We start from the raw sequence: 25,725 nt of genomic DNA, 5'->3' as shown, positions 1-25,725 counted from the left end.
ATGGCACCGGTCCTGCGCCGCCTTGCCGGCTGGCTCGTGCTCGTCGGCGCCGTCCTGCTCGGCACGGCCGCCGCGTCTGCTCATCCGCACGTCTGGATCACCGCGAGGAGCGAGCTGATCTATGCCCCCGACGGCACCATCACCGGGGTCCGCCACGCCTGGACCTTCGACGACATGTTCTCGACCTATGCGCTGCAGGGCATCGAGGCCAAGACCAAGGGCAGCTACAGCCGCGAGGAGCTGGCGCCGCTGGCCCAGACCAATGTCGAGTCGCTGAAGGAATACGCCTATTTCACCTTCGCCAAGGCCGACGGCAAGAAGCAGAAGTTCACCGAGCCGGTGGACTATTTCCTCGAATACAAGGACATGGCACTGACCCTGCACTTCACGCTGCCGGTGAAGACGCCGTTCAAGGCTCGGCAGCTCGCGCTCGAGGTGTTCGATCCCACCTACTTCATCGATTTCCAATATGCCGACCAGGAGCCGGTCAAGCTGACCGGCGCTTCGGCCGGGTGCAAGATGCAGTTCGAGCGGCCGAATGACGGCTCTGCCGCCGCGCAGAAGCTCGGCGAGCAGAACTTCCTGGATGGCAGCAACAGCAATTTCGGCATGATGTTCGCCAACAAGATCCTGGTGGATTGTCCATGACGACGATGGCGTTCCGCATGATGCGCGGCCTCGCCATTTCCGGCGCGGTGCTGGGCGTGATGGCCGTGCTCGATGGCGCGAGCCACGCCTTGCTGGCGCAAAATCCGTTCGGCGCGCCGCGCGCGGCGGAGCCGCAGGGTGGCCTCGTTGGCTGGCTGTTGGCAAAGCAGTCGGAGTTCTACCGCGAGATGTCTGCCACCATCCGCGCCGCCAAATCCGACGGCTCTGCGATGTGGACGCTGCTGGCGATCTCCTTTGCCTACGGGATCTTCCACGCCGCGGGGCCCGGCCACGGCAAGGCGGTGATCTCGTCCTATCTGGTCGCCAATCGCGAGACCGCGCGCCGCGGCATTGTGCTGTCGTTTGCCTCCGCGCTGCTGCAGTCGCTGGTCGCCGTCGTCATTGTCGGGATCTGCGCCTGGCTGCTCAATGCGACGGCCAAGACCATGTGCGGGGCGGAGAAGGCAATCGAGATCGCGAGCTACGCGTTGATCGCCGCTTTCGGCGCCCGGCTGCTGTGGGTCAAGGGCAGGGGCCTGATCCGGGGGCTACAGATGCCGCGCCCGGCGCTGGCGGTAGCTGGCGCCCAGCAACATGGTTCTGGCGGCCACGAGCATCACCACGCCCACGCGCATCACGATTATCATCACGGGCACGGACATGACCACGGTCATCAGCCCGGCGATGATCCGCACCACGTCCATGACGAGCATTGCGGCCATTCGCACGGACCGACGCCGGCCGAGCTCGCCGGTCCCGGCGGCTGGCAGCGCGGCCTGAGCGCGATTGTCGCGGTTGGGATCCGGCCGTGCTCGGGCGCAATCCTGGTGCTGGTGTTCGCGCTGGCGCAGGGGCTGTTCTGGGCCGGCATCGCGGCGACCTTCGTGATGGGGCTCGGCACCGCGATCACGGTAGCGGCGATCGCCATCGTGGCGGTCTCGGCGCGCGGGGTGGCCGAGAAGCTCAGCGCCGCGCGCGACGGCGGCGGCATGTTGATCATGCGCGGCCTGGAATTCGTCGCCGCCGCGTTCGTGCTGCTGTTCGGCCTGGGCCTGCTGTTCGGCTACGTCGCCGCCGAACGTGTGACGTGCCTCTAAGTCACCTCGCCCCGCTTGCGGGGAGAGGTCGGATCGCGAAGCGATCCGGGTGAGGGGGACTCTCCACGAGTTGCGGACCGTCGCTTTGCGGAGACGGCCCCTCACCCCCCAGCCCTCTCCCCGTAAGAACGGGGAGAGTGGGAAGAATCCGCATCAGCTCGTCAAATACCCTCTGATCGCCGGCAGGAAGAAGATCGCGATGTTGATCGCGAAACCGATGCTCCACAGGATCGAGCGTAGTGTCGGCCGGTTGCCGATATAGGTGAAGACGTAGGCGATGCGTACGATCAGGAACAGCACCGCCAGCTCGTCGATCAGCCGCAAAGGGCCGAGCCGAAACTCGGCGAGCAGCACCGCGACGGCGAAGAACGGAAAGGCCTCGAGGCCGTTCTGGTGGGCGCCGAGCGCCCGCGACCGGATCGGGTCGTCGTAGAAGTGCGGATCGCGCGGCCGGGAATTGTCGAAACCGCGGAAGCCGATCCATTTCACGGATGCGATCGTCAGGAGCGAGAGCATCAGCGTCCCGAAGACGCACCATTCGGCGACCGTCATGGTTCCTCCCCCATTTCGGAGCGGAAGGTAGCCAACCCGCGCTCGGCTTGACAAGGTTGGAGCAACGCGCGAAGCCCAAGGTCATCATGAGCACGGTCATTCCGTTCGAAACTGCGAAGCGGGCCGCGGACGCGACGGCTGAGCGCGTCGGCGTGCTGCTGGTCAATCTCGGCACGCCGGATACGGCGGACGCCGCGGGCGTGCGGGTGTATCTGAAGGAATTCCTGTCCGATCCGCGGGTGATCGAGGATCAGGGCCTGCTCTGGAAGCTGATTCTCAACGGCATCATCCTGCGCGTGCGTCCGCGCAGCAAGGCGCGCGACTACCTGAAGATCTGGAATGTCGAAAAGAACGAGTCGCCGCTGAAGACGATCACGCGCTCGCAGGCCGACAAGCTCGCGGCCGATATCGCCGGTCATGGACATGTCACGGTCGACTGGGCGATGCGCTACGGCAACCCGTCGATGCAGTCACGCATCGAGGCGCTCGCTGCCCGTGGCTGCAGCCGGCTCCTGGTCGTGCCGCTCTACCCGCAATATTCCGCCGCAACCTCGGCCACGGTCTGCGACGAGGCGTTTCGTGTGCTGGCTGGGATGCGCGCGCAGCCGATCCTGCGGGTGACGCCGCCCTACTACGATGACCCCGCCTATATCGAGGCGCTGGCGCAATCGATCACTGCGCATCTGGCTGACATGCCGTTCCAGCCCGAGATCATCCTCGCGTCCTTCCACGGCATGCCGAAGGAGTATGTCGAGAAGGGCGATCCCTATCAGGCGCAGTGCATCGCGACGACCGACGCCTTGCGCAAACGCCTCGGGCTCGACGCGTCGAGGCTGATCCTCACCTTCCAGTCGCGTTTCGGCAACGCCGAGTGGCTGCAGCCCTATACCGACAAGACGGTCGAGAAGCTGGCGAAGGATGGCGTGCGGCGGATCGCCGTGGTCACGCCCGGCTTCTCGGCCGACTGCCTGGAGACGCTGGAGGAGATCGCACAGGAGAACGCCGAGATCTTCCGGCACAATGGCGGCGAACAGTTCGCGGCGATCCCCTGCCTCAACGACAGCGACGGCGGGATGAACGTGATCCGCCAGCTCGTGCTGCGCGAGCTGCAGGGTTGGATTTGATCGTCAACGACTCGATCTGATCGTTAACGATCGATGACGCTGGACACACCGCGTCGGTTCAGCCTTCATGCATCTGGCAGCCCGCAACACCACTCCCTACGTAATGCTCAAAAGAACGGCCGGCTGAACCGGCGTAGCGGTCCTGCCGACCAATGGGCGACCGCGCCCGGCGGGCAGTCCGGCCGGCCCTGGAGGACTTTATGACTGGTTTCGATGTTTTCGCGATCGCGCTTGTTCTTCTTGTCATCGTCACGTTGTTCGCCGGGGTCAAGACCGTCCCACAAGGCTTCGACTGGACCATCGAACGTTTCGGCAAATACACCCGCACGTTGACACCGGGGCTCAATCTGATCGTGCCGTATTTCGATCGCGTCGGCCGCAAGATCAACATGATGGAGCAGGTGATCGACATCCCCGAGCAGGAGGTGATCACCAAGGACAACGCCACCGTGACGGTGGACGGCGTCGCCTTCTTCCAGGTGTTCGATGCGGCGAAGGCGAGCTACGAGGTCGCCAACCTGACGCAGGCGATTACGGTGCTGACCATGACCAACATCCGTTCGGTGATGGGCTCGATGGATCTCGACCAGGTGCTGTCGCATCGCGACGAGATCAACGAGCGGCTGTTGCGCGTGGTCGACGCCGCGGTGTCGCCCTGGGGCGTCAAGGTCAACCGCATCGAGATCAAGGACATCGTGCCGCCGGCCGACCTCGTCGAGGCGATGGGTCGGCAGATGAAGGCCGAGCGCGTCAAGCGCGCCGACATCCTGCAGGCGGAAGGCCAGCGGCAGTCCGAAATTCTGCGCGCCGAGGGCGCCAAGCAGGGCCAGATCCTGCAGGCCGAGGGCCGCCGCGAAGCCGCCTTCCGCGACGCCGAGGCGCGCGAGCGTCTTGCTGAAGCCGAGGCCAAGGCGACGCAGATGGTCTCGGATTCGATTGCCAAGGGCGACGTCGCTGCACTGAACTATTTCATCGCCGACAAGTACATCAAGGCGTTCGGTCTGCTTGCGGAATCGCCGAACCAGAAGGTGCTGATGCTGCCGATCGAGACGTCGAGCGTGCTGGGCTCGCTTGCCGGCATCGGCGAGATCGCACGCGCCACGTTCGGCGAGAGCGCCGCGTCCGCCACCGCGGCGGCGCGCCGCGGTTCGGTGCCACAGGCCGGGCCGACGCCGCCGCCGGTGCCGCCGCAGAGGTGAGGGCGTGATGGCATCGCGCCCGCAATCAGAGAGGTCGTGACAATGGCCGAGATGTTTTCGACGTTGGGCACCTGGAACTGGCTGATCTTCGGCTTCATCCTGATGGCGCTGGAGCTGGCGGCGCCCGGCGTGTTCCTGTTCTGGCTCGGGCTTGCGGCGCTCTTGGTCGGCTTGCTGTCGTTCGCGATCACTCCGTCCTGGCAGACGCAGCTCCTGATGTTCGCGGTGTTCGCCGCCGCCGCCGTGCCGGCGTGGCGGCATTTCGCCAGGAGCGCGACAGCGGCAAGCCAGAGCAACCCGTTCCTCAACCGCCGCAACCAGGCCCTGATCGGCCGCGAATTCACCCTGGAGAAGCCGATCATCGACGGCGCCGGCACGGTGCGGATCGACGATACGGTCTGGCGCATCGCCGGCCCCGACACCCCCGCCGGCAGCCGGGTGAAGGTCATCCGCGCCGACGGTGCCAGCCTGACGGTGGTTGTGGCCTAGCCGCCGCGCTGCCTGCTCCAGCGCTCGGCGAAGCGGTTGAGCGGCGCGAAGGTCTCCAACAATTCCCTGCCCAACTCGGTGAGGCGATAGCCGTCATCGGTCAGCTCGACGAAGCCGGCGACGCGCAACTCGGTCAGGCGCGTCTGCAGGATGGTGGGCGAGGCCTCATCGCAGGCGGTGCGCAGCGCGCGCGAGGTCAGCGTGCTCTCCCGCAGCTCCCAGATGATCCGCAACGTCCAGCGGCGGCCCAAGAGGTCGAGCAGCGCCATGATCGGACGCCCGCTGCGCGAGCCGCGGACGCCCGATTTGGCGGACTTGTCCTGCTTCGTCATGAGCACGAATCCCTCTTGCGTGTCGCTACAGATATTGTAGCGTTGTGCTACAATAAATGTAGCGAGGATATCGGGCCATGTCACGCATCGCGCCGCTCGATCCGCCTTACCCGGCGGACGTTCAACAGGATTTCGACCGCATCATGCGCGGCAAGCCGCCGCTCGTGCTGTTCCGCGTCATGGCCGGCCATCCGCGCGCCTGGGAGAAATTTCGCGGCGGCGGCCTGCTGGACCGCGGGCCGCTGCCCTTGCGGCAACGCGAGATCGTGATCGACCGCACCTGCGCGCTGAACGGCTGCGAATATGAGTGGGGCGTCCACGTCGCAGCGTTCGGCGCCGCCGCCCAGCTTTCGGAGGTGCAGGTCCGCGCCACCGTGGACGGCCCGGCCGACGCGGATTGCTGGTCGCCGGCCGAACAGGCGATGTTAGTCGCGGTCGACGCGCTGCATGCGCGGGCGACCTTGAGCGATGCCGAGTTCGCCGCGCTGAAAGCGCACTACGACGACGATCAGATCCTGGAGATCATCCTGCTGTGCGGCTTCTACCGCACGGTCTCCTATCTCACCAATGCGCTGGCGATGCCGCTGGAGGCGACGGCGGCGCGGTTTCCGACGTAGCCGTCATTGCGCGACCGTAAGGTGGGCAAAGCGACGGCGTGCCCACCATCGCGGGCACGCTACCTGATGGTGGGCACGGCGCATGCGCGCCTTTGCCCACCCTACACGTCCTTCGCTCGCAATGACGAGGTGAGAGACCGCGTTGGTCTACGCCACGCCGGCGCGCAACAGGTCGTGCAGGTGGATGATGCCGACCGGCTTCTTCGCGTCGGTCACGATCAGCGTGGTGATCTTCGACGCGTTGAGCAATTCCAGCGCCTCGCCGGCGAGCGTGTCGCGGCTGATCGTCTTGGGAGTCTTCGTCATCACCTCGTCGACAGTCGCGGTCATCAAATCGGGGCCCATGTGGCGGCGGAGATCGCCGTCGGTCACGATGCCGATGATGTAACCCTGCGCATCGAGGATGCCGACGCAGCCGAAGCCTTTCGAGGTCATTTCGACCAGCGCATCCGACATTTTGGTGCCCTGTGGCTTCAACGGCACCGCGTCGCCGGTATGCATCAGGTCGCGCGCATATTTCAGCATCGCGCCGAGCTTGCCGCCGGGATGCAGCACGCTGAAATCGGTCGAGGTGAAGCCGCGGCCTTCGAGCAGCGCGATCGCCAGCGCGTCGCCGAGCGCCAGCATCATTAGCGAGGACGTGGTCGGTGCCAGATTGTGCGGGCAGGCCTCGCGCGCCTTCGGCAGCGTCAGTTGGACGTCGGCGGCCTTGCTCAAGGTTGATTCCTTGTCCGCCGTCATCGCGATCAAGGGAATGCCGAAGCGCGCGGCGTAGGCGATCAGGTTGCGCATCTCCGGCTGCTCGCCGGACCATGACAGCGCCAGGATCACATCGTCGGCGGTAATCATGCCGAGGTCGCCGTGGCTCGCTTCGGCGGCGTGCACGAAGAACGCCGGCGTGCCTGTCGAAGCGAAGGTTGCCGCGATCTTGCGTCCGATATGACCCGACTTGCCGAGCCCGGTGACGATCAGCCGCCCCTTCGCGTTGCGGATCAGGTCAGCCGCCGCGGTGAAGCACACGCCGAGGTCGGACTTGAGCGCCGCCGCGATCGCGGCGACGCCGCTCGCCTCGGCATCAAGGGTGCGGAGCGCCGATTGAACGGCGCCGTCATCGGGGCCGGATGATTTGGTCATCAGCGGTTTCGGTTTGGCCATAATGGATTCCAGGGAGGGGCTTTACGCCCGGGCGTCTCCCTTAGCACGGTCCATTCCGCGACGCGACGCGGGGCGCGCGGCCCTCAACGGCTCATTAACCATAATTGTTTTAACTCCATTAACGACGATTTCCGGCAGCAGCCGGAATGCGTTCGTCAAGTGCATGGATTTGTTGAGGTATTTCTGTCGTGGTGCGGGGGCCAGCAAGGGGCCGGGCTGGGCGCGGGCGTCTCGTTCGCATTGCCTTGCCGTGTCTTGCGCTGACTGCGACAGCGGGGTTCGCGGAGGCTCAGACCGTCACGCCCGATCTGTTCAGCCCGACGCGCCAGAGCCAGTTCATCGATCCGAACTCGCCGCTGCGCCCGATCACGGCCGATGCGAGCGATCCGCTCAATGGTTCAGGCTTGCCTGACCGCGATCGCAACCGACGCACGCCATCGCGTGCCGGCACTGCTCAACTCGGCACCGGCCAGCTCCCGATCTACGGCCTGCCGGCTGCCAATGGTGCCTCGACCTCCGGCTACGATTCGCTCAACCGCAAGCGACAGAGGCCGAAATACTATCCAGGCCAGGCGAGGCCGAAGCCGTCGCCCGGCCCCGGCACGCCGCCGCCTCCATCGCCGCCGCTCGATGCCGCCGGGCAGTTGCGGCTGTCGATCCCGCCGTCGGCCACGGCCAACAAGCCGCCGGTCCCGCCGGCGATGGCCGGCACCATTCCTGGCCAACCGCCGCGCAGGCGGCTGAGGCTCGACGACGATCCGTTCGGTGCGGTCGGCGACTATGCCGGCTCGTTCCTGATCAAGACCGCCGTCGAGGTCATGGCCGGCTACGATACCAATCCGGGCCGGCTGTATTCGCCGCAGGGACGAGCGTTCTACATGGTCTCGCCGGAATTCCTCGCGGTGTCCGACTGGGAGCGGCATGCTGTCGTGGCGGACCTGCGCGGCTCCTTCACCGGCTACGGCTCTGACCTGACGCCGAACGCCGACGGCACGCCGCTGTCGGCGCCGCTCGACATCGACCGTCCCAATTTTGTCGGCCATGTCGACGGCCGCTTCGACGTCTCGCGAGACACGCACCTCACCGCGCAGGCGCGCCTGCTGGTCTCGACCGACAATCCGGGCAGCCCGAACATCCAGGCCGGTCTTGCCAGATATCCGCTCTACAGCACGGTCGGCGGCACCTTCGGCGTCGACCAGAATTTCAACCGCTTGAATGTCGCCGCCGGCGCCACCATCGACCGCACCGATTACCAGTGGTCCAAGCTCACCGACGGCACCACCTCGTCGAACGACGATCGCAACTTCACCCAGTATGGCGGCGTCGGCCGCGTCAGCTATGAGCTGACGCCGGCCGTCAAGCCGTTCCTCGAGGTGGAAGGCGACAGCCGCGTCCATGATCTCTATCTCGACCGCGCCGGCTACGCGCGCGATTCGAACGGTGGCTACGCCAAGGCCGGCACGTCGTTCGAGTTCACGCGGCTCTTGTTCGGCGAGGTCTCGATCGGCTACGCGATGCGCGACTATGCCGACACGCGGCTCGGCCGGCTCGAGGGCCTGCTCACGACGGCATCGTTGACCTGGACCGCGACGCCGCTGACGACAGCGAAATTCTATTCCGACACCCAGCTCGGCGAGACCACGCTGCCCGGTACCTCGGGCGTGCTGTCGCGCACCTACACCGTCGAGGTCGATCACGACTTCCGCCGCTGGCTCACCGCGATCGGCAAGTTCACCTACGGCACCCTCGAGTACAAGGGCGACAACCGCACCGACTCGATCTACTCGGTATCGACCGACCTGATCTACAAGATGACCCGCAGCCTCTGGGTCAAGGGCACCGTGCGTCGCGACTGGCTGGACTCCAACCAGCCCGGACAGAGCTCGGCCTCGACGGTGGTGATGCTGGGCGTGCGGGTGCAGAACTAGCGGCGAGGTGTGTCAGACGCATTCAACTAAGATGTCGTGCCCCGCGAAGGCGGGGCACCCAGTACGCCGTGGCCTTTCGTTTACGCTCTGACGTCTCTGGAATACTGTCATCGCCCGCTTTCGCGGGCGATGACAGTTGAGTTTGCGGAAAGCAGTCCAGCGCAACCGCCGCGGCGTTACCGGGGCAGGTCCGTCTTCCCCATCAGGAACGTGTCGATCGAGCGCGCGCAGAGGCGGCCTTCGCGGATCGCCCAGACCACGAGCGACTGGCCGCGGCGCATGTCGCCGGCGGAGAACACCTTGGCCTGCGAGGTCTTGTAGTCCTGCAGGTTGGCACGGACGTTGCCGCGCTGGTCGAGATCGACGCCGAGCGTCTTGAGCAGGCCCTCGTGCACCGGATGCACGAAGCCCATCGCCAGCAGCACGAGCTCGGCTTGAAGCGTGAACTCGGTGCCGGGCAGCGGCTTGAACTTGTCGTCGACCTTGATGCAATGCAGCTTGGTGACCTTGCCGTCGGTGCCCTCGAACCTCTGGGTCAGCACCGCGAATTCGCGCACCGCGCCCTCGGCCTGGCTCGACGACGTGCGCATCTTCAGCGGCCAGTTCGGCCAGGTCACGCCCTTGTTCTCGTGCTCGGGCGGCGCCGGCATGATCTCGAGCTGGGTCACCGACTTGGCGCCTTGCCGGAACGAGGTGCCGATGCAGTCGGAGCCGGTGTCGCCGCCGCCGATCACGACGACATGCTTGCCGCCGGCGAGGATCTCGGCCACGCCATTCAGCGGCTCGCCGGAGACGCGGCGGTTCTGCTGCGGCAGGAAGTCCATCGCGAAGTGGATGCCGGCGAGATCGCGGCCGGGAATCGGCAGGTCGCGCGGGGCCTCCGCGCCGCCGGTCAGCGCCACGGCGTCATATTGCCTGGCCAGCTCCTGCGGATCGATCGCGCCGGGAGCGGAGCCGCCGACCGGATTGCCGTAGTGGAAGGTGACGCCCTCGGCTTCCATCTGCGTCACGCGGCGGTCGATGATGTTCTTTTCCATCTTGAAGTCGGGGATGCCGTAGCGCAGCAGGCCGCCGGCCTTGGCGTACTTCTCGTAGACATGCACCTCGTGGCCGGCGCGCGCGAGCTGTTGCGCGCAAGCGAGGCCTGCGGGGCCGGAGCCGATCACGGCGACCTTCTTGCCGGTCTTGTCGGGTGCGATCTCCGGCTTCAGCCAGCCATTGTCCCAGGCGCGGTCGACGATCGCGCATTCGATGGTCTTGATGGTGACCGGGTTGTCGTCGATGTTGAGCGTGCAGGATGCCTCGCACGGCGCCGGGCAGATGCGCCCGGTGAACTCCGGAAAGTTGTTGGTCGAGTGCAGGTTGCGCGAGGCCTCTTCCCAGTTGCCCTGATAGACGAGGTCGTTGAAGTCGGGGATCTGGTTGTTGACCGGACAGCCCGGGGTGCCCGGCTCGGCCGAGCCGGTGCCGTGGCAATAGGGGATGCCGCAGTTCATGCAGCGCGCGGCCTGGTCGCGCGTGTCCTTCTCGCTCAGGGGAATGACGAACTCGCTGAAGTTCTTCAATCGCTCGGCGACCGGCGTGTACTTGCGCTCGTTACGGTCGATCTCGAGAAAACCTGTAATCTTGCCCATTAAACCCGATGCCCCTGCATCATGTGTCTGTTCCCTTCGACCCTCATCCTGAGGAGCGGCGCGTGCGCCGCGTCTCGAAGGATGGAGGCCCGTGTCGCGGCCTCATGGTTCGAGACGGCGCTTCGCGCCTTCTCACCATGAGGGTCTCTAAGGCCTACGCTCCGATCGCGATTTTCGGCTCGGCGTCGGCGTTCGCCTTCATTTCCTTCAGCGCGCGGCGGTACTCCACCGGCATCACCTTGCGGAATTTCGGCAGCCACGTCGTCCAGTTCGCGAGGATCTCGGCGGCCTTCTTCGAGCCGGTCAGCTTGGCGTGACGCGTGATCAGGACGTGCAGCCGCTCGACGTCGGAGTCGAGCAGGTTCTGGAACACGTCGACCCGGCCATGCGCCTCGAGATCGCCGGAGTGATGGTAGGTGCCGGCGTTGATCATCTCCTCCGACAGCACCGGCTCGAGCTCGACCATCGCGAGATTGCAGAGCTTGGCGAAGTCGCCGGCCTCGTCCAGCACATAGGCGATGCCGCCGGACATGCCGGCCGCGAAGTTGCGTCCGGTCTTGCCGAGCACGACCACGATGCCGCCGGTCATGTATTCGCAGCAATGGTCGCCGGAGCCTTCGACCACCGCGACCGCGCCGGAGTTGCGCACCGCGAAGCGTTCGCCGGCGATGCCGCGGAAGTAGCACTCGCCCTCGATCGCGCCATACATCACGGTGTTGCCGACGATAATCGACTCCTCCGGAACGATGCCGGAGCCCTTCGGCGGCTTGATGATGATGCGGCCGCCGGAAAGGCCCTTGCCGACATAGTCGTTGCCCTCACCCTCGAGCTCGAAGGTGACGCCCTTGGCGAGCCACGCGCCGAACGCCTGTCCCGCCGTGCCCTTCAGAGCGACATGGATGGTGTCGAGCGGAAGGCCCTCATGGCCGTAGATCTTGGCCACCGCGCCCGACAGCATCGCGCCGGCGGAACGGTCGGTGTTGTTGATCTCTTCCTCGATCCTGACCGGCGCGCCGCGATCGAGCGCGGCCTGCGCCTTCTCGATCAGCCGGCGGTCGAGCACGGCTTCCAGATGATGGTTCTGCACTTCCGAGTGATAGATGGTCTGGCCCTTCTCCTCCGGTTGCCGCACGAACAGCTTGGAGAAATCGAGACCCTTGGCCTTCCAGTGCGAGACCAGCGCGGTCTGATCCAGCATCTGGACCTGGCCGACCATCTCGTCGAACTTGCGGTAGCCAAGCTGCGCCATGATCTCGCGCACTTCCTCGGCGACGAAGAAGAAGTAGTTGATGACGTGCTCGGGTTGGCCGGTGAAGCGCTTGCGCAGTACCGGATCCTGGGTCGCGACGCCGACCGGGCAGGTGTTGAGATGGCACTTGCGCATCATGATGCAGCCGGCCGCGATCAGCGGTGCGGTTGCGAAGCCGAACTCGTCGGCGCCGAGCAGCGCGCCGATCACGACGTCACGGCCGGTGCGGAAGCCGCCGTCGACCTGCACCGCGATGCGGCTGCGCAGCCGCTGGCGCACCAGGGTCTGGTGGGTTTCGGCAAGGCCGATCTCCCACGGCGAGCCGGCATGCTTGATCGAGGTCAGCGGCGAGGCGCCGGTGCCGCCCTCGAAGCCCGCGATCGTCACATGGTCGGCGCGCGCCTTGGCGACGCCGGCGGCAACCGTGCCGACGCCGACCTCGGAGACGAGCTTGACCGAGACCTGACCGTCCGGATTGACGTTCTTCAGGTCGTAGATCAGTTGGGCGAGGTCCTCGATCGAGTAGATGTCGTGATGCGGCGGCGGCGAGATCAGGCCGACGCCCGGCGTCGAATGCCGGACCTTGGCGATCGTCGCGTCGACCTTGTGGCCGGGCAACTGGCCGCCTTCGCCGGGCTTAGCGCCCTGCGCCATCTTGATCTGCATCATGTCGGAGTTGACGAGATACTCCGTGGTTACGCCGAACCGGCCCGAGGCGACCTGCTTGATCGCCGAGCGCATCGAATCCCCGTTCGGCAGCGGCTTGAAGCGATCGGCTTCCTCGCCGCCTTCGCCGGTGTTCGACTTGCCGCCGATCCGGTTCATGGCGATCGCCAGCGTGGTGTGCGCCTCGCGCGAGATCGAGCCGAACGACATCGCACCGGTCGAGAAGCGCTTGACGATCTCCTTGGCCGGTTCGACCTCGTCGAGCTTGACCGGCTTGCGCTTGTCGTCCTCGGCGGTCTTGATCCGGAACAGGCCGCGCAACGTCAACAGCCGCTCGGACTGCTCGTTGAGGATCTTGGCAAAGGCCCGGTAGCGCTCCTGCGAGTTGCCGCGGACGGCATGCTGCAGCGTCGAGACCGATTCCGCGGTCCAGGCGTGGTCCTCGCCGCGCGTGCGGAAGGCATATTCGCCGCCGACGTCGAGCGCGCTCTTGTAGACCTGCGCGTCACCGAACGCGTCGGTGTGACGCCGCACGGTCTCCTCGGCGATCTCGGCGAGGCCGACGCCCTCGATACGGGTGTGGGTGCCGGCAAAGTACTTGGCGACGAAATCGGCCTTCAGGCCGACCGCGTCGAAGATCTGCGCGCCGCAATAGGACTGGTAGGTCGAGATGCCCATCTTGGACATCACCTTGAGCAAGCCCTTGCCGATCGACTTGATGTAGCGCTTGACGATCTCGTAGTCGTCGAGCCCGCCGGGCAGCTTGTCCTTCATCGCGAGGATGGTTTCGAACGCGAGATAGGGATTGATCGCCTCGGCACCGTAGCCTGCGAGACAGGCGAAGTGATGTACCTCGCGTGGCTCGCCGGATTCGACCACGAGGCCGACCGAGGTGCGCAAGCCGGTGCGGATCAGATGATGATGCACGGCGGCGCAGGCGAGCAGCGACGGGATCGGAATCCGGTCGGTGCCGGTCATGCGGTCGGACAGGATGATGATGTTGATGCCCTCGCGCACCGCGCCCTCGGCGCGCGCACAGAGCTCGTCGAGCACCTGCTCCATGCCCGCCGCGCCGAAGCCGGCGTGGAAGGTGGTGTCGAGCGTGCGTGACTTGAAGTGGGTCTCGGCGACGTCGGAGATCGAACGGATCTTCTCGAGGTCGGCGTCGGTGAGGATCGGCTGGCGCACTTCGAGGCGCTTGGTCGAGGCCAGTCCTTGCAGGTCGAACAGGTTCGGCCGCGGCCCGATGATCGAGACGAGACTCATCACCAGCTCCTCGCGGATCGGATCGATCGGCGGGTTGGTGACCTGCGCGAAGTTCTGCTTGAAATAGGTGAAGAGCTGCTTCGGCCTGTCAGACAGCGCCGAGATCGGCGTGTCGTTGCCCATCGAGCCCGCGGCTTCCTCCCCAATGGCCGCCATCGGCGTCATCAGGATGGTGATGTCTTCCTGGCTGTAGCCGAACGCCTGCTGCCGGTCGAGCAGTGGCAGATTCGAGCGCACGCCCTTGGTCCGTGCATCCGGCAGCTCCTCGAGCTGCATCTGGGTGCGCTGCAGCCAGTCGCTGTAGGGGTGGCTCTTGGCGAGGTCGGCCTTGATCTCGTCGTCCGGAATCAGGCGGCCCTGCTCGAGGTCGACGAGCAGCATCTTGCCGGGTTGCAGCCGCCACTTGGTGACGATCTGCTCCTCCGGAATGGTCAGCACGCCCATCTCGGACGCCATCACGATGCGGTCGTCCTTGGTCACGAGATAGCGCGCCGGGCGCAGGCCGTTGCGGTCGAGTGTGGCGCCGATCTTGCGGCCGTCGGTGAAGGCGATCGCGGCCGGTCCGTCCCACGGCTCCATCAGCGCGGCGTGATATTCGTAGAAGGCGCGGCGCTGCTCATCCATCAGGGGATTGCCGGCCCAGGCTTCCGGAATCATCATCATCACCGCGTGCGGCAGCGAGTAGCCGCCCTGCACGAGGAATTCGAGCGCGTTGTCGAAGCAGGCGGTGTCGCTCTGGCCTTCGTAGGAGATCGGCCACAGACGGCTGATATCCTTGCCGTAGAGCTCCGAATGCACGGAGGCCTGGCGCGCCGCCATCCAGTTGACGTTGCCGCGCAGCGTATTGATCTCGCCGTTATGGGCGATCATCCGGTAGGGATGCGCCAGCGACCAGGTCGGGAAGGTGTTGGTCGAGAAGCGCTGATGCACCAGCGCGAGCGCGCTCTCGAAGTCCGCCTCGTGCAGATCGGGATAGTACTTGCCGAGCTGGTCGGCGAGGAACATGCCCTTGTAGATCACGGTGCGGCACGACATCGAGCACACGTAGTAGCCGGACATGCCGCGGTCGCGGCGCTGGTAGATCGCCTGCGAGATCGACTTGCGCAGGATGTAGAGCCGGCGCTCGAAGTCGTCGTCGCTGCTCGCGGCGCCGTTGCGGCCGATGAAGACCTGCATGTGGTAGGGTTCGGTCGGCTTCACGGTGACGCCGAGCGAGGAATTGTCTGACGGCACGTCGCGCCAGCCGAGCAGCTTGAAGCCCTCGTTCTTGATCTCGTCGGCGATGATGCTCTTGATCACGTTGCGCCACGCCGAATCGCGCGGCATGAACAGCGCGCCGATGGCGTAATCACCGGGCTTCGGCAGCTTGAAGCCGAGCTCGGCGGCCTTGCGCGCGAAGAAAGCGTGCGGGATCTGCACCAGAATGCCGGCGCCATCACCGGCGCGCGGGTCGGCGCCGACGGCGCCGCGGTGCTCGAGATTGCAGAGGATGCTCAGCGCGTCGGAGACGATCTGGTGCGACTTCTGGCCCTTGATGTTGGCGATGAAGCCGACGCCGCAGGAGTCCTTTTCCAGGCTCGGGTCGAACAGGCCTTCGGCTTTCGGGCGCCAGGTATGGAGCTCAAGCGGGTGGAGTTCACGGGCAGGCCCGGCGGCTTTCGAGTCCGCGGTCGCCGACAGCGTTCCTGCCACGATGGTTTCGCGCTCGAATTCCGACCCGCTCATGTGTCCTCTCCCTTTCGTAAAGGGGCCTCACTGTCATTGGCGCACCTTGGGCGTTGCGGCACCCACCGGGGCCACCGCTCGTCCGCCGCGAGCCGCAATTTCTTTAATTCAGGCGAGGGGCGTTCAACGTCCCTGAGGAACGGCCCTGCCTGCAGCATTCTCGGAGCCCGGGGCGCCGAGGTTCCGTAGCAATCCCTATGCCGGGATGGCCCCGAAATTGAGACAGCTTTGCTGTCCTAACTCCGACCTTGCCAAATTTTTGTCTATCACACAAGCGCGCGAAAGTCCTCGCCCGCATGCTCGAATCGGACGTCTCGGCAGGCGCGAACCGCCCCTGATTTGAAGCAAACGCGCCGTGATGTGGCCCAGGGACCGACCAAGGACCGCCGGAATTCATCATGAAATTTCGGGCAGGGCAACCGGCAAGAGAGCGCGAACGCTCCACAGGCGGGGGCAGACAGGAGCTACGGCGATGAAGTTGTACACAGGTTGGATTGCGGCGGCCGGTCTGGCGCTCAGCGCCGTGTCGGCGCAGGCGCAGTTGCTGACCCCCGCTCGGTTTGGCAGTCCGTCCCTGGTCAGGGTGTCCGATCTGGACGGGCCCTATGCTGCCGTGCCGCCGCCGGACGTCCCGCCGCCACCCCGCTATGGCCGGGTTCCGACCCTGCTCCCGCCGATGGAGGTCTACACGGTGCTGCGCGAGAACGGGTACCTGCCGCTCGGCGCTCCGCGGCAGCGCGGCTTCGTCTACACCATCTCGGTGATCGACCGCGACGGCGCCGACGGACGGCTGGTGATCGATGCCCGCAACGGCCGGATCGTCAGCTTTACGCCTGCCGATCGGGTGGACGACGATTACGACAACGAGCCGACCGCCGCCTACGGGCCGATCGGCCCGATGCTGCGCCCGATCCAGGCCCGGGTGCCGCGGCCGCCGCTACCGATCCCGCATGTTGCGCGCCGCGCGGTGCCGAAGCGGAGCCCGCTCGCAGCCAAGCCCGCGCCGGCGCCAGCTCCGGCCCAGGCCGCCGTTGCGCCATCTGCTCCTCCGCAGGCGGCGGCACCCGCGCCGAGCCCTCAGGCTGTTGCCGCCGCGCCAAAGCCCGCGGAAGCCCAGGCTGCTGCACCCGAGGCTGCGCCTGCGCAGGCCGCGGCACCGACGATCGGCCAGTCCGCCCCTCCCGCAGCGGCGGCCGCGCCCGCGATCCTGCCGACGCAGGAGATGCCGAAGGTGCAAGGGTTTGAATAGAATGCGAAGCCCGGATGGAGCGGAGAGACTGGGCAAGAACTGTATTGTGCGCTGACGAGGTCGTGGAAGCGAAATCCGGCAGCATCTCAACCTCCCCTTGAAAAGGGGAGGTCGCCTTGCTCGCCAGAGCAAAGCGGGTGGGGATCAACTCTCTCCATGACCAGCGTCGCGTGCGGCTGACCCCCATCCGGGAAGGAGAAGAGAGCGTGCGTACTCCGGATGCAGCCAACAAAAAACGCCCCGGTGTCCCGGGGCGTTTTCGCGTGCGGCCAATATCTGCCGACGCTGGAGGTTGATTAGGCGGCGACCTTGTCAGCCGAGCCGTCGACGACCTGCGGGGCCTTCTCGCCGCCGCCGATCGGAATGCTGCGGGGCTTCTTGGCCTCGGGGATCTCGCGGACGAGATCGACGTGGAGCAGGCCGTTCTCGAGCGAAGCGTTCTTCACCTGCACGAAGTCGGCAAGCTGGAAGACGCGCTCGAAGGCGCGCGAGGCGATGCCGCGATAGAGCACTTCCGAGCCATTGCCGGAGTTCTCGTTGGCGGTTTTCTCGCCCTTGATCGTCAGCGTGTTTTCCTTCGCAACGATCGAAAGCTCGGCCTGCGAGAAGCCGGAGACCGCAACGCTGATCCGGTAGGCGTTCTCGCCGGTGCGCTCGATGTTGTAGGGGGGATAGCCGGGGCTGCCGTCCGAGGTCACCTGGTCGAGCAGGTTGAAGAGGCGGTCGAAGCCGACGGTGGAACGATAGAACGGGGTGAGATCATAGCTACGCATAGGGTAGTCCTCCATTGAGCGACTGCTTCAGTTACCCGCCCGCCATCGGGCCGGGCTTAGATGTGTGCAGCCTGATGTTCCGGTTCCGAAACACTGGTAGCGGCCTGCACTTGAGTGATATGGGAGGGGCTATGTCGCATTCAAGAGGCGGAAAGCGCGTCGCTTTTTGGCGCCGGCGCCCTTGATCCCCGCTTCTCCAGGTTCCCTGCATGACACTGGTCTCGATTCCCGCCAATCCGGTTCCGGAAGACGTCGTCAGCGGCATGATCAAGACCCCGGACGGAGCGGAGTTGCGCTTCGCGCGCTGGGCGCCGCCGCCCGGCCGCAAGGGCACGGTCTGCGTGTTCACCGGGCGCGGCGAGATGATCGAAAAGTACTTCGAAACCGTGCGCGACTTGCGCGACCGCGGTTTTGCGGTGGCGATGATCGACTGGCGCGGGCAGGGTCACTCGTCGCGGCGGCTGCGCGATCGGCGCAAGGGCTATGTGCGTGACTTCGCCGACTACGAGATCGACGTCGAGGCCTTCGTGCAGCAGGTGGTGCTGCCGGATTGTCCGCCGCCCTATTTCGCGCTGGCGCATTCGATGGGCGGAGCGGTGATGTTGCGGCTCGCGCATGCGGGCAAGCGCTGGTTCGACCGCATGGTGCTCTCGGCTCCGATGATCGATCTGCCGGGCCGCCGCGTGTCCTTCTTCCCGAGCGCGCTGTTGCGGCTGATGCGATGGACCGGGCAGGGCGGCAATTATGTTCCGGGCGGCAGCGACAAGCTCGTCGGCCTGTCCGAGTTCGCCGGCAATCCCCTGACCAGCGATCCCGTGCGGTACGCCCGCAACGCGGCGATCCTGGAGGAAGACGCGACGCTCGGCATCGCGGCGCCGACGGTCGCCTGGGCCGACACCGCATTCACCGCGATGCGCACCTTCCGCGGCCTGTCCTATCCGTCGGACATCCGCCAGCCGATCCTGATGATCGCGGCGAGCAATGACGAGGTGGTCTCGACGCCGGCGATCGAGGAGTTCGCCTATCATCTGCGCGCCGGCTCGCATCTCGTGATCGCCGGCTGCAAGCACGAGATCCTGCAGGAGCAGGATCGCTACCGCGCGCAATTCTGGGCGGCGTTCGACGCCTTCGTGCCGGGCACGCCGCTGTTCAAGTGAACGGCCAGAAGATCGATCTTGCGAAGTCGACGGCTCAGCGATTGAGCAGCGCGACGATCCGGTCGGGAAAGCGCCGCTCGACAAACAACGTCCTGACCTCGGCGACGCTGAGATAGCGATCACGGCCTTCGCCCTTGCCCATGATGTCGAGCAGCACCGGCCACTCGCCGAGCATCAGCAGCGGGTAATAGCAGCGCCGGATTGCGTAGGTCCAGGAATGCTCATCCTTGGAGCGCTGGAAATTGGCGGCCATGAAGGCCTTGATGTCGGACGCCGACAGCCCGCGTTCGACGCTTCCGTCGGGGCTCTTGTAGTCCTTGCCGAACGTGGCGAGGCGCGTGATCTCGTCCTCATGCACCACGGCGTGCTGGTCGAGGATGCGCGAGCCGGCGCCGTGCTTGTCGAGCGGGCCGTTGCGCAACTCGTCGAGGATGGCGCCCTTGATCAGGCTGCGCAGTTGGCTCAACGGACCGAGTCCGTTTGCGATCTGCGCGACCAGGAAGATCTGCACACCCGCGATCAGCGCCGGCAGCCCGGTCTTGCCGGTGGTGCGGTCGATCGTCCGCGTCAACTCGGGCAGCGGCACGACATGGCTGCCGACATGGTTGCCGGCGACCAGCGCGCGCAGAAACGGGCAGGGATTATCGGGTGAAACCTGCGGGGCGGGCGCCTCGCGCGCGGCCAGATCGGGCATGAAACCACATCCTGAAACGTCTTCAGTCCAAAAACCACCAGTTGCCAAAAACCACCAGTTGCCAAGCGATGAATTGGCTCAGGAATCTGCGGCGAATTTTGACGCAGATGCAACCAAGGCGAGCTTGCCGAAGGGGACGCCGGCTTTCAAGAGCCCCTCGCGATAATGGGCGATATCCGCCGGGTTCTTCCAGTGGAAATTGCGCAAGTGCCGTTCGACCGTCAGCTTCGGATAATTGTCCAGCAACGCCTGGGCCGCCTCTTTGGCCTCGCTCGAACGTCCGAGTTGAGCCAGCGCTGCGGCGCGTATTGCGAGCCCCTGCAGGTGGTTCGGGTTGAGATAGAGCGCCTCGCGCGACCACGACAGCGATGCGTCATATTGCCCGAGCAGGTAATGGCTGAACGCGTTCAGCGCCGCCCATTGATAGCGCGGGTCGCTGTTGCCGCGCTGGACTGCCGCCGAAAACAACTCGACCGCCCTGCGATGGTCACCGATCACCATGTGGCAGATCCCGAGCACGCCGCGCGCGCCCATGTCGTAGGGATTGAGCTCGATTGCCCGCTTGATCGCGTCCATCGCAGCTTCGTAATGGCCCTGCATGGCGTGCAGATAGGCCAGCAGCGAAAACGCAAACGACGAACGTGGGTCGAGCCGGACGCTGCTCTCGGCCAGGCTGACCGATGATGCCCACAGCTCGCGCGTGCTTTGAATCCAGCCGAACTGGACGCCCTGGATCTGGATCAGCGCGAGATAGGCGCGCGCGATCGAAAGGCCGGGATCGAGCTCGATCGCTTCCCTGAACAGGGCGATTGCGGTTTCGAAATCATCCTTGGTCTGGTGATAATAGTGCGACAGGCCCTTGAGGAAGCGATCCCACGCCGTCAACTCGGAATTCGGCGAGCGTGCCGGCGCGGAGGCTTCGGCGCGATAGATTTCCTGCGCGACCGCGGCGGAGAGGTTGGCCGTGATCTCGTCCTGCATCGCGAACAGGTCGCCCATGTCGCGGTCGTAGCGCCCGGTCCATAGCTGCTCGCCCTTCTCCGGCGCGATCAATTCGGCGGTGACGCGGATCTTGTTGCCGGCGCGCCGCACCGAGCCCTGGATCAGATAGGTCGCGTCGATCTCGCGCGCGATCAGGCGGGTGCTGACGTTCTTGCCCTTGTAGGCGAAGGTCGAGTTCCGGCTCAGCACGCGATAGAAGGATTGCAGCGACAGCGCGTGGATCAGATCCTCGGTCAGGCCGTCGGAGAAATATTCGTCGGCGCTGCCGCTGAGATTGTCGAATGGCAGCACGCCGACGATCGCGGTCCGGTACTGGCCCGGCAGGTGCGGCCCCTCCTGCGGAGGCATCTCCTGGACGTCCGATCCCGCCGGCGACCAGGTCCAGACATTGATCGGCTCGACGATGTTCTTGAAGCGGTGCGGGCCGGCGTCGATCAGGGTGACGGCAAGCCGCCGCCCCGCCTCGGTGCGGGCCTTCTCCGACACCGCGATGCCGCCGGGGGCCGCGACCGTCTCGAGGCGGACAGCGATGTTGACGTCGTCGCCGAACACTTCGTCCTCGTCGGCCATGACGTCGCCCATGTGGACGCCCATCCGGAAATGCATGGCGCGATCGGCCGGCAGGTGCTCGTTGCGTTCGGCCATCAGGGTCTGCATCGCGACCGCGGCCTCGATGGCGCCAATGATGCTCGGAAATTCCAGCAGGAAGCCGTCGCCCGTATTTTTGACGATCCGGCCGCCATGGTTGAGGATGATGGGATAGATCGCGCTGCGATGGGCCTTGAAGGAGGCGTGCGTGCCCGCCTCGTCGGCACCCATCATGCGGGAATAACCGGCGATATCAGCGCAAAGAATGGCAGCGAGCCGTCTCTCCATGTCTCCTGTGCCCTGGATGGCCACTCAGCCGACGTGACCGAATCCAATACTTACAAGACATGCCGGGCCTGGCGGAAGTTCGGTTTACAGGCAGCTATAATGCATTGTAGCAGGAATGGCATGCTACGAACCGACGCGATGGTCCAGTTCTCTACCGGATTCGTGTGTCGTTCGGATGGCGCGATCCTTTCCGCTTTCTTACCGCCATAGGTTAGTGTCGCTGAGATGCTCGGAATTCACGAACTCTGGCTGTTTATTTTCTCCGGCCTGGTGCTCAACATCACCCCGGGGCCGGATACCGCCTACATTATCGGCCGCAGCATCCAACTCGGATGGCGCGGCGGGGCCGCTGCCGCGATCGGCATTAGCTGCGGCTGCCTGGTTCACGTGCTGGGCGCGGCGATCGGACTATCGGCGCTGCTGATGGCGTCGTCGGCCGCGTTCCTGGTCGTGAAGCTGGTCGGTGCGGCCTATCTGGTGTTGACCGGCCTGCAGATGCTGCTGTCCCGCGCCAAGCCGATCGCGGAGATCGCGACGCCGGGCGGCGAGACCTCGATCTCCCGGGTGTTCTGGCAGGGAGCGCTGACCAACATCCTCAACCCCAAGGTGGCGCTGTTCTTCCTGGCCTTCCTGCCGCAATTCGTGGCGACGGACTCGCAGCACAAGCCGCTCGCCTTCCTGGTGCTGGGGCTGATCTTCATCGTCAACGGCACGCTGTGGTGCCTCGGCGTCGCGGCGTTTGCATCGCGAGCCGCCGGTCGTATCCGGCAATCCGCCGGCGTCATTACCTGGATCAACCGTTCGCTCGGCGGCCTTTTCATCTATCTGGGCTTCCGCGTCGCCATGCTGGAAGCGCGCTAGCACGGCGTTCGGCTCGTCCGAAGAGCAAGGCGCAGTTACCCGTGCAGCTTCAGCAGCGCGCTGCCGGCGAGATAGATGCCGAGCAGGATCATCGAGATCAGGAACCAGCGGCGGAATACGTCCGGCTCCATCCGCGAGCGGACGGCCTGGCCGATGAACATCCCGACAAAGGATGCGGCCATGGCCACCGCGCCGGGCAGTGCGGTGGCCGCGGTCAACAGGCCCGCGGCGGTGAGGTTGAAGGCCAACGCAACAGTTGCGGTGGTGAAAAAAACGCCGAGCGCCTGCACCAACTCGTCTCTCTCCATCCCGATCGCCTGCATGAACGGCATCGAGGGAATGACCTGGACGCCCGTTGCGGCCGAGATCAATCCGGTCATGACGCCGACAATGCCGCCGATCCACTTCTCGTCACGCCGCGCAACCTTGAAGCGGAACTTGCTCAGGCCGACGATCGCGTAGATCACCAGCAGCAATCCGAGGATGACCGTGCCATAGGCCGCGTAAGGTCCGGTGAGGAGCCCGGCATTGAGCCAGATGCCGACCACCGTGCCGACCATCAGCGGCCACAGCCGCTTGAGGATGTCGCGGAGATAGGGACCGACAAAGGTCTGCCAGATGTTGGTGACGATTGCCGGCACGATCACGATCGCGATCGCCTGGCCCGGCGGCATCGTCACCGCGAGCAGCCCCATCGCAACCGTCGGCAGGCCGAGGCCGAGCGTGCCCTTGACGAAGCCCGCAAGCAGGAAGGCGAAGGCGATGAAGATCAGGAGATGGTCGAGCATGGCGGGACATTGACCGACGGGCACGATCGGCACAATCTGGAGGTTACGGAGTTAGCCTTCGGATGACCCGAAGGACGGGGCGGGAAACGTCATGCGCTTCGACCTGATCGACTTGCAATTGTTCATCGCCGTGGCCGATGCGCGCAGCATCACGCAGGGCGCGACGCGGGCCAACCTTGCGCTGGCCTCGGCCAGCGAACGGATCAAGGGCCTGGAGCAAGCGTTGGGTGTCGCGCTGCTCAAGCGCGGCCGCCGCGGCGTCGAGCTGACCGCGGCCGGCGAGAGCCTGCTCGACCATGCCCGCATCGTGATTCACAATGTCGAGGCGTTGCAGGGTGATCTCGCCGCCTATGCCAGCGGCGTCCGTGCCAGCGTGCTACTGCTCGCCAACACCTCGGGGCTGTCGGAGCATCTGCCGCGGGCGCTGGCCCACTTCCTGCACGAACATCCCGACATCAATGTCGATGTCGAGGAGCGCGAGAGCACCGATATCGCGACCGCGATCGCGAGCGGCGCCGCCGATCTCGGCTTCGCCGCCGAACACGCCCTGCCCGACAGCGTCGAGCGCTTTTTGTTCAGCGAGGACCGGCTGATGCTGGTGGCCGCGCGGCGCAGCGATCTCGGCAACCGCCGCCAGATCGATTTCCACGAGGTGGTCGACCGCGACTTCGTCGGCCTGACGGCAACGACCGCGCTGCAACTGCACGTGTCCAAGCATGCGGCCAAGCTTGGCGCGCGGCTGCGCTTCCGCGCCCGGCTGCGCGATTTCGACGCCATCTGCCAGATGGTGGCCGCCGACGTCGGCGTCGCCGTGGTTCCGGAAACCGCCGCGCGGCGCTGCGCGGCGGCGATGCCGATCGTCACCATCCGGATTCGCGACGCCTGGGCCAACCGCCGGCTGACGATCTGCGCGCGCAGCTTCAGGGCGTTGCCGCGACCGGCCAAGCAGCTCGTGGACTATCTGCGGGCCGAAGTGCAACGCTGACCGAGCGGGGAGATCGTGATGCTCAAGGTGTGGGGACGGCGCAGCTCGTTCAACGTCCAGAAGGTGATGTGGCTGGTCGGCGAGCTCGATCTGGCGCATGAGCACATTGATGCCGGCGGCTCGTTTGGCGGGCTCGATGCGCCGGCGTTCCTCGCGATGAACCCGCACGGCCGCGTGCCCGTGATCAGGGACAACGAGGCGATCGTCTGGGAATCCCACGCCATCCTGCGTTACCTCGGCGCCCGTCACGGTGCCGGGCGCTTCTGGTCCGAGGATCCCGCGGACCGCGCGCAGGTCGACGGCTGGATGGACTGGTCGCAGACGGCGCTGCAGCCGGATTTTCTCGGCGGCGTGTTCTGGGGTTTCTTCCGCACGCCCGAGGATCAACGCGACTGGCCGGCGATCCGCGCCGCGCTGGCGCGCTGCGAACGCCACTTTGCCAAGCTCGAGCGCCTCGTTGCGGACCGGCCGTTCCTGCTCGGCGACGCGCTGTCGCTCGCAGACATCACGGCCGGCACGTCGCTCTACCGCTACTTCGAGCTGGAGATTCCGCGGCCGTCGCTGCCGGCGGTCGAACAGTGGTATCGCCGGCTGCAGCAGCGTCCGGCCTTTCGCACCCACGTCATGATTCCGTTCGAGGAGTTGCGCGGCCGGCTCGACTATTAGCTACTCGGTCGGGATGGGCGCAGATCGGTGGCGTCGCAACTCAAGACCTCAGGCATTGAGCACTTTCATCGCCGCTTCGTGCACGCGCGGGTCGCCGGCAGCGATGATGCGGCCGCCGGCCTGCGCGGGCTTGCCTTCCCAGGTGGTGACGATGCCGCCGGCGCCGGTGACGATCGGGATCAGTCCGGCGATGTCGTAGGGCTTCAGCTCGGTCTCGACCACGAGGTCGAGATGGCCGGCAGCGAGCATGCAATAGGAGTAGCAGTCGCCGCCATAGCGCGTCAGCCGCGCCATCGCCTCGATGCGGCCGAAGCGGGCGCGGTCGGCCTCGTTCATCAGCAGCGGGCTCGTAGTGTAGGCGGTCGCCTCCTTGAGCGAGGCGCAGCGCCGCACCGAGAGCCTTCTTTCGCCCGACGGGCCGGAATAGTGCGCCGAGCCGTTGTCGCCGGAGAAGCGCTCGCCGATATAGGGCTGGTGCATCATCCCGAACACCGGCATACCTTTGTGTAGCAACGCGATCAGCGTGCCCCAGATCGGAAAGCCCGCGATGAAGGATTTGGTGCCGTCGATCGGGTCGAGCACCCAGACGTAATCGGCGTCCTCGCGCTCGTTGCCGAACTCCTCGCCGACGATGCCATGCTGGGGGAAATTGGACTTGATCAGCCGCCGCATCACGGCCTCCGCGGCGCGGTCGGCTTCGGTAACGGGATCGAAATCGCTGGCGCTCTTGTTGTCGATCGAGAGCGACGTCCGGAAGAACGGCAGGATGGTTTCGCCGGATGCGGTCGCGAGGCGCCCGATGAAGGCTGTAAAGTCGATGACCGTCACGGCAGATCCTTGGCAAAGCGCACGGCGCTGGGTGGAAATCGATGCTGGTCTTGCCTAGCTCAATCCAGCGTGGCGCGCACGATGAACGGAGCGTTTTTCCCATCCTGATCGCGGGTTCCGGACTTTCGAATCGGCTTCACTTTCGAAAGCTATCCGGCCCGAGCG

22 protein-coding genes are annotated in these 25,725 nt (G+C 65.7%); 12 read left to right on the top strand and 10 right to left on the bottom strand.

Going from position 1 to position 25,725, the window contains the following annotated elements; all coding sequences use genetic code 11:
* Complete coding sequence (locus P6U30_RS32610) at window positions 1–648, top strand: DUF1007 family protein (RefSeq protein ID WP_407166838.1); 648 nt, start codon at window positions 1–3, stop codon at window positions 646–648.
* Window positions 645–1,745, top strand: coding sequence for a nickel/cobalt transporter (locus P6U30_RS32605; protein ID WP_407166837.1), 1,101 nt, complete (start codon window positions 645–647; stop codon window positions 1,743–1,745). Before P6U30_RS32610 ends, P6U30_RS32605 begins: the two co-directional genes overlap by 4 nt.
* Before the next feature lie 153 nt (window positions 1,746–1,898).
* Here the strand turns inward: P6U30_RS32605 and P6U30_RS32600 are convergent, their stop codons facing one another.
* Window positions 1,899–2,297 carry an MAPEG family protein gene (locus P6U30_RS32600; RefSeq protein WP_407148585.1) on the bottom strand — a complete coding sequence of 133 codons (399 nt, stop codon included), beginning with the start codon at window positions 2,295–2,297 and terminating at the stop codon, window positions 1,899–1,901.
* An 86-nt stretch (window positions 2,298–2,383) separates the two neighbouring features.
* Here P6U30_RS32600 and hemH point away from each other — a divergent pair, with 86 nt between their 5' ends.
* From hemH to P6U30_RS32585, 3 genes are all read left to right on the top strand, one after another.
* Entirely contained in the window at window positions 2,384–3,421 is a 1,038-nt protein-coding gene (gene hemH, locus P6U30_RS32595) for a ferrochelatase (RefSeq protein ID WP_407166836.1), read from the top strand.
* Between the two features lie 200 nt (window positions 3,422–3,621).
* The gene (locus tag P6U30_RS32590) at window positions 3,622–4,620 is read left to right on the top strand and encodes an SPFH domain-containing protein (RefSeq protein WP_407166835.1); all 999 of its coding nucleotides are present in this window, start codon (window positions 3,622–3,624) and stop codon (window positions 4,618–4,620) included.
* A gap of 42 nt (window positions 4,621–4,662) precedes the next feature.
* Window positions 4,663–5,109 (top strand): NfeD family protein, encoded by a 447-nt coding sequence (locus P6U30_RS32585; RefSeq protein WP_407166834.1) that lies wholly within the window; start codon window positions 4,663–4,665, stop codon window positions 5,107–5,109.
* Here the strand turns inward: P6U30_RS32585 and P6U30_RS32580 are convergent.
* On the bottom strand, window positions 5,106–5,441 hold the full coding sequence (locus tag P6U30_RS32580) for a winged helix-turn-helix transcriptional regulator (RefSeq protein WP_407166833.1): 336 nt from the start codon (window positions 5,439–5,441) through the stop codon (window positions 5,106–5,108). The two genes, P6U30_RS32585 and P6U30_RS32580, sit on opposite strands and share 4 nt — an antisense overlap.
* Before the next feature lie 77 nt (window positions 5,442–5,518).
* Here P6U30_RS32580 and P6U30_RS32575 point away from each other — a divergent pair, with 77 nt between their 5' ends.
* Entirely contained in the window at window positions 5,519–6,058 is a 540-nt protein-coding gene (locus P6U30_RS32575; RefSeq protein ID WP_407166832.1) for a carboxymuconolactone decarboxylase family protein, read from the top strand.
* Window positions 6,059–6,205: 147 nt separating this feature from the next.
* Here P6U30_RS32575 and P6U30_RS32570 read toward each other — a convergent pair whose 3' ends face one another.
* Window positions 6,206–7,213: an SIS domain-containing protein gene (locus tag P6U30_RS32570; RefSeq protein WP_407148579.1), complete on the bottom strand. Its 1,008-nt coding sequence runs from the start codon at window positions 7,211–7,213 to the stop codon at window positions 6,206–6,208.
* Between the two features lie 245 nt (window positions 7,214–7,458).
* On the opposite strand from P6U30_RS32570, the gene P6U30_RS32565 reads away from it, so the two are divergent.
* Entirely contained in the window at window positions 7,459–9,141 is a 1,683-nt protein-coding gene (locus tag P6U30_RS32565) for an outer membrane beta-barrel protein (protein WP_407166831.1), read from the top strand.
* 176 nt (window positions 9,142–9,317) lie between these two features.
* Here the strand turns inward: P6U30_RS32565 and P6U30_RS32560 are convergent, their stop codons facing one another.
* Window positions 9,318–10,775: a glutamate synthase subunit beta gene (locus tag P6U30_RS32560; RefSeq protein WP_407166830.1), complete on the bottom strand. Its 1,458-nt coding sequence runs from the start codon at window positions 10,773–10,775 to the stop codon at window positions 9,318–9,320.
* A gap of 154 nt (window positions 10,776–10,929) precedes the next feature.
* Window positions 10,930–15,681, bottom strand: a complete 4,752-nt coding sequence (gene gltB, locus P6U30_RS32555) for a glutamate synthase large subunit (RefSeq protein WP_407166829.1) — start codon at window positions 15,679–15,681, stop codon at window positions 10,930–10,932.
* 472 nt (window positions 15,682–16,153) lie between these two features.
* On the opposite strand from gltB, the gene P6U30_RS32550 reads away from it, so the two are divergent.
* On the top strand, window positions 16,154–16,930 hold the full coding sequence (locus tag P6U30_RS32550) for a hypothetical protein (RefSeq protein WP_407166828.1): 777 nt from the start codon (window positions 16,154–16,156) through the stop codon (window positions 16,928–16,930).
* Between the two features lie 296 nt (window positions 16,931–17,226).
* Here the strand turns inward: P6U30_RS32550 and P6U30_RS32545 are convergent, their stop codons facing one another.
* Window positions 17,227–17,703: an Hsp20 family protein gene (locus P6U30_RS32545; protein WP_407166827.1), complete on the bottom strand. Its 477-nt coding sequence runs from the start codon at window positions 17,701–17,703 to the stop codon at window positions 17,227–17,229.
* Window positions 17,704–17,912: 209 nt separating this feature from the next.
* Between P6U30_RS32545 and P6U30_RS32540 the strand changes: the two genes are divergently transcribed.
* Window positions 17,913–18,860 carry an alpha/beta hydrolase gene (locus P6U30_RS32540; protein ID WP_407148573.1) on the top strand — a complete coding sequence of 316 codons (948 nt, stop codon included), beginning with the start codon at window positions 17,913–17,915 and terminating at the stop codon, window positions 18,858–18,860.
* Between the two features lie 34 nt (window positions 18,861–18,894).
* On the opposite strand, the gene P6U30_RS32535 is transcribed toward P6U30_RS32540, so the two are convergent.
* Window positions 18,895–19,554, bottom strand: coding sequence for a hypothetical protein (locus tag P6U30_RS32535; RefSeq protein WP_407166826.1), 660 nt, complete (start codon window positions 19,552–19,554; stop codon window positions 18,895–18,897).
* Window positions 19,555–19,632: 78 nt separating this feature from the next.
* Window positions 19,633–21,432, bottom strand: coding sequence for an adenylate/guanylate cyclase domain-containing protein (locus tag P6U30_RS32530; protein WP_407166825.1), 1,800 nt, complete (start codon window positions 21,430–21,432; stop codon window positions 19,633–19,635).
* A gap of 225 nt (window positions 21,433–21,657) precedes the next feature.
* Here P6U30_RS32530 and P6U30_RS32525 point away from each other — a divergent pair, with 225 nt between their 5' ends.
* On the top strand, window positions 21,658–22,293 hold the full coding sequence (locus P6U30_RS32525) for a LysE family translocator (RefSeq protein ID WP_407166824.1): 636 nt from the start codon (window positions 21,658–21,660) through the stop codon (window positions 22,291–22,293).
* A 35-nt stretch (window positions 22,294–22,328) separates the two neighbouring features.
* Here P6U30_RS32525 and P6U30_RS32520 read toward each other — a convergent pair whose 3' ends face one another.
* The gene (locus P6U30_RS32520) at window positions 22,329–23,081 is read right to left on the bottom strand and encodes a sulfite exporter TauE/SafE family protein (RefSeq protein ID WP_407148569.1); all 753 of its coding nucleotides are present in this window, start codon (window positions 23,079–23,081) and stop codon (window positions 22,329–22,331) included.
* Between the two features lie 91 nt (window positions 23,082–23,172).
* Here P6U30_RS32520 and P6U30_RS32515 point away from each other — a divergent pair, with 91 nt between their 5' ends.
* Together P6U30_RS32515 and P6U30_RS32510 are read left to right on the top strand one after the other, a co-directional pair.
* Complete coding sequence (locus tag P6U30_RS32515; protein ID WP_407166823.1) at window positions 23,173–24,066, top strand: LysR family transcriptional regulator; 894 nt, start codon at window positions 23,173–23,175, stop codon at window positions 24,064–24,066.
* 18 nt (window positions 24,067–24,084) lie between these two features.
* Window positions 24,085–24,732 carry a glutathione S-transferase family protein gene (locus P6U30_RS32510; protein WP_407166822.1) on the top strand — a complete coding sequence of 216 codons (648 nt, stop codon included), beginning with the start codon at window positions 24,085–24,087 and terminating at the stop codon, window positions 24,730–24,732.
* A 48-nt stretch (window positions 24,733–24,780) separates the two neighbouring features.
* Here P6U30_RS32510 and hisN read toward each other — a convergent pair whose 3' ends face one another.
* A complete protein-coding gene (gene hisN, locus P6U30_RS32505; protein ID WP_407166821.1) occupies window positions 24,781–25,560 on the bottom strand; it encodes a histidinol-phosphatase in 780 nt (259 codons plus the stop codon).
* Window positions 25,561–25,725 lie beyond the last annotated feature (165 nt).

Origin of the sequence: Bradyrhizobium sp. ORS 111 (genome assembly GCF_045571485.1) — a bacterium.
GTDB lineage: Bacteria > Pseudomonadota > Alphaproteobacteria > Rhizobiales > Xanthobacteraceae > Bradyrhizobium.
This window is presented reverse-complemented; position numbering and strand designations above follow the sequence as displayed.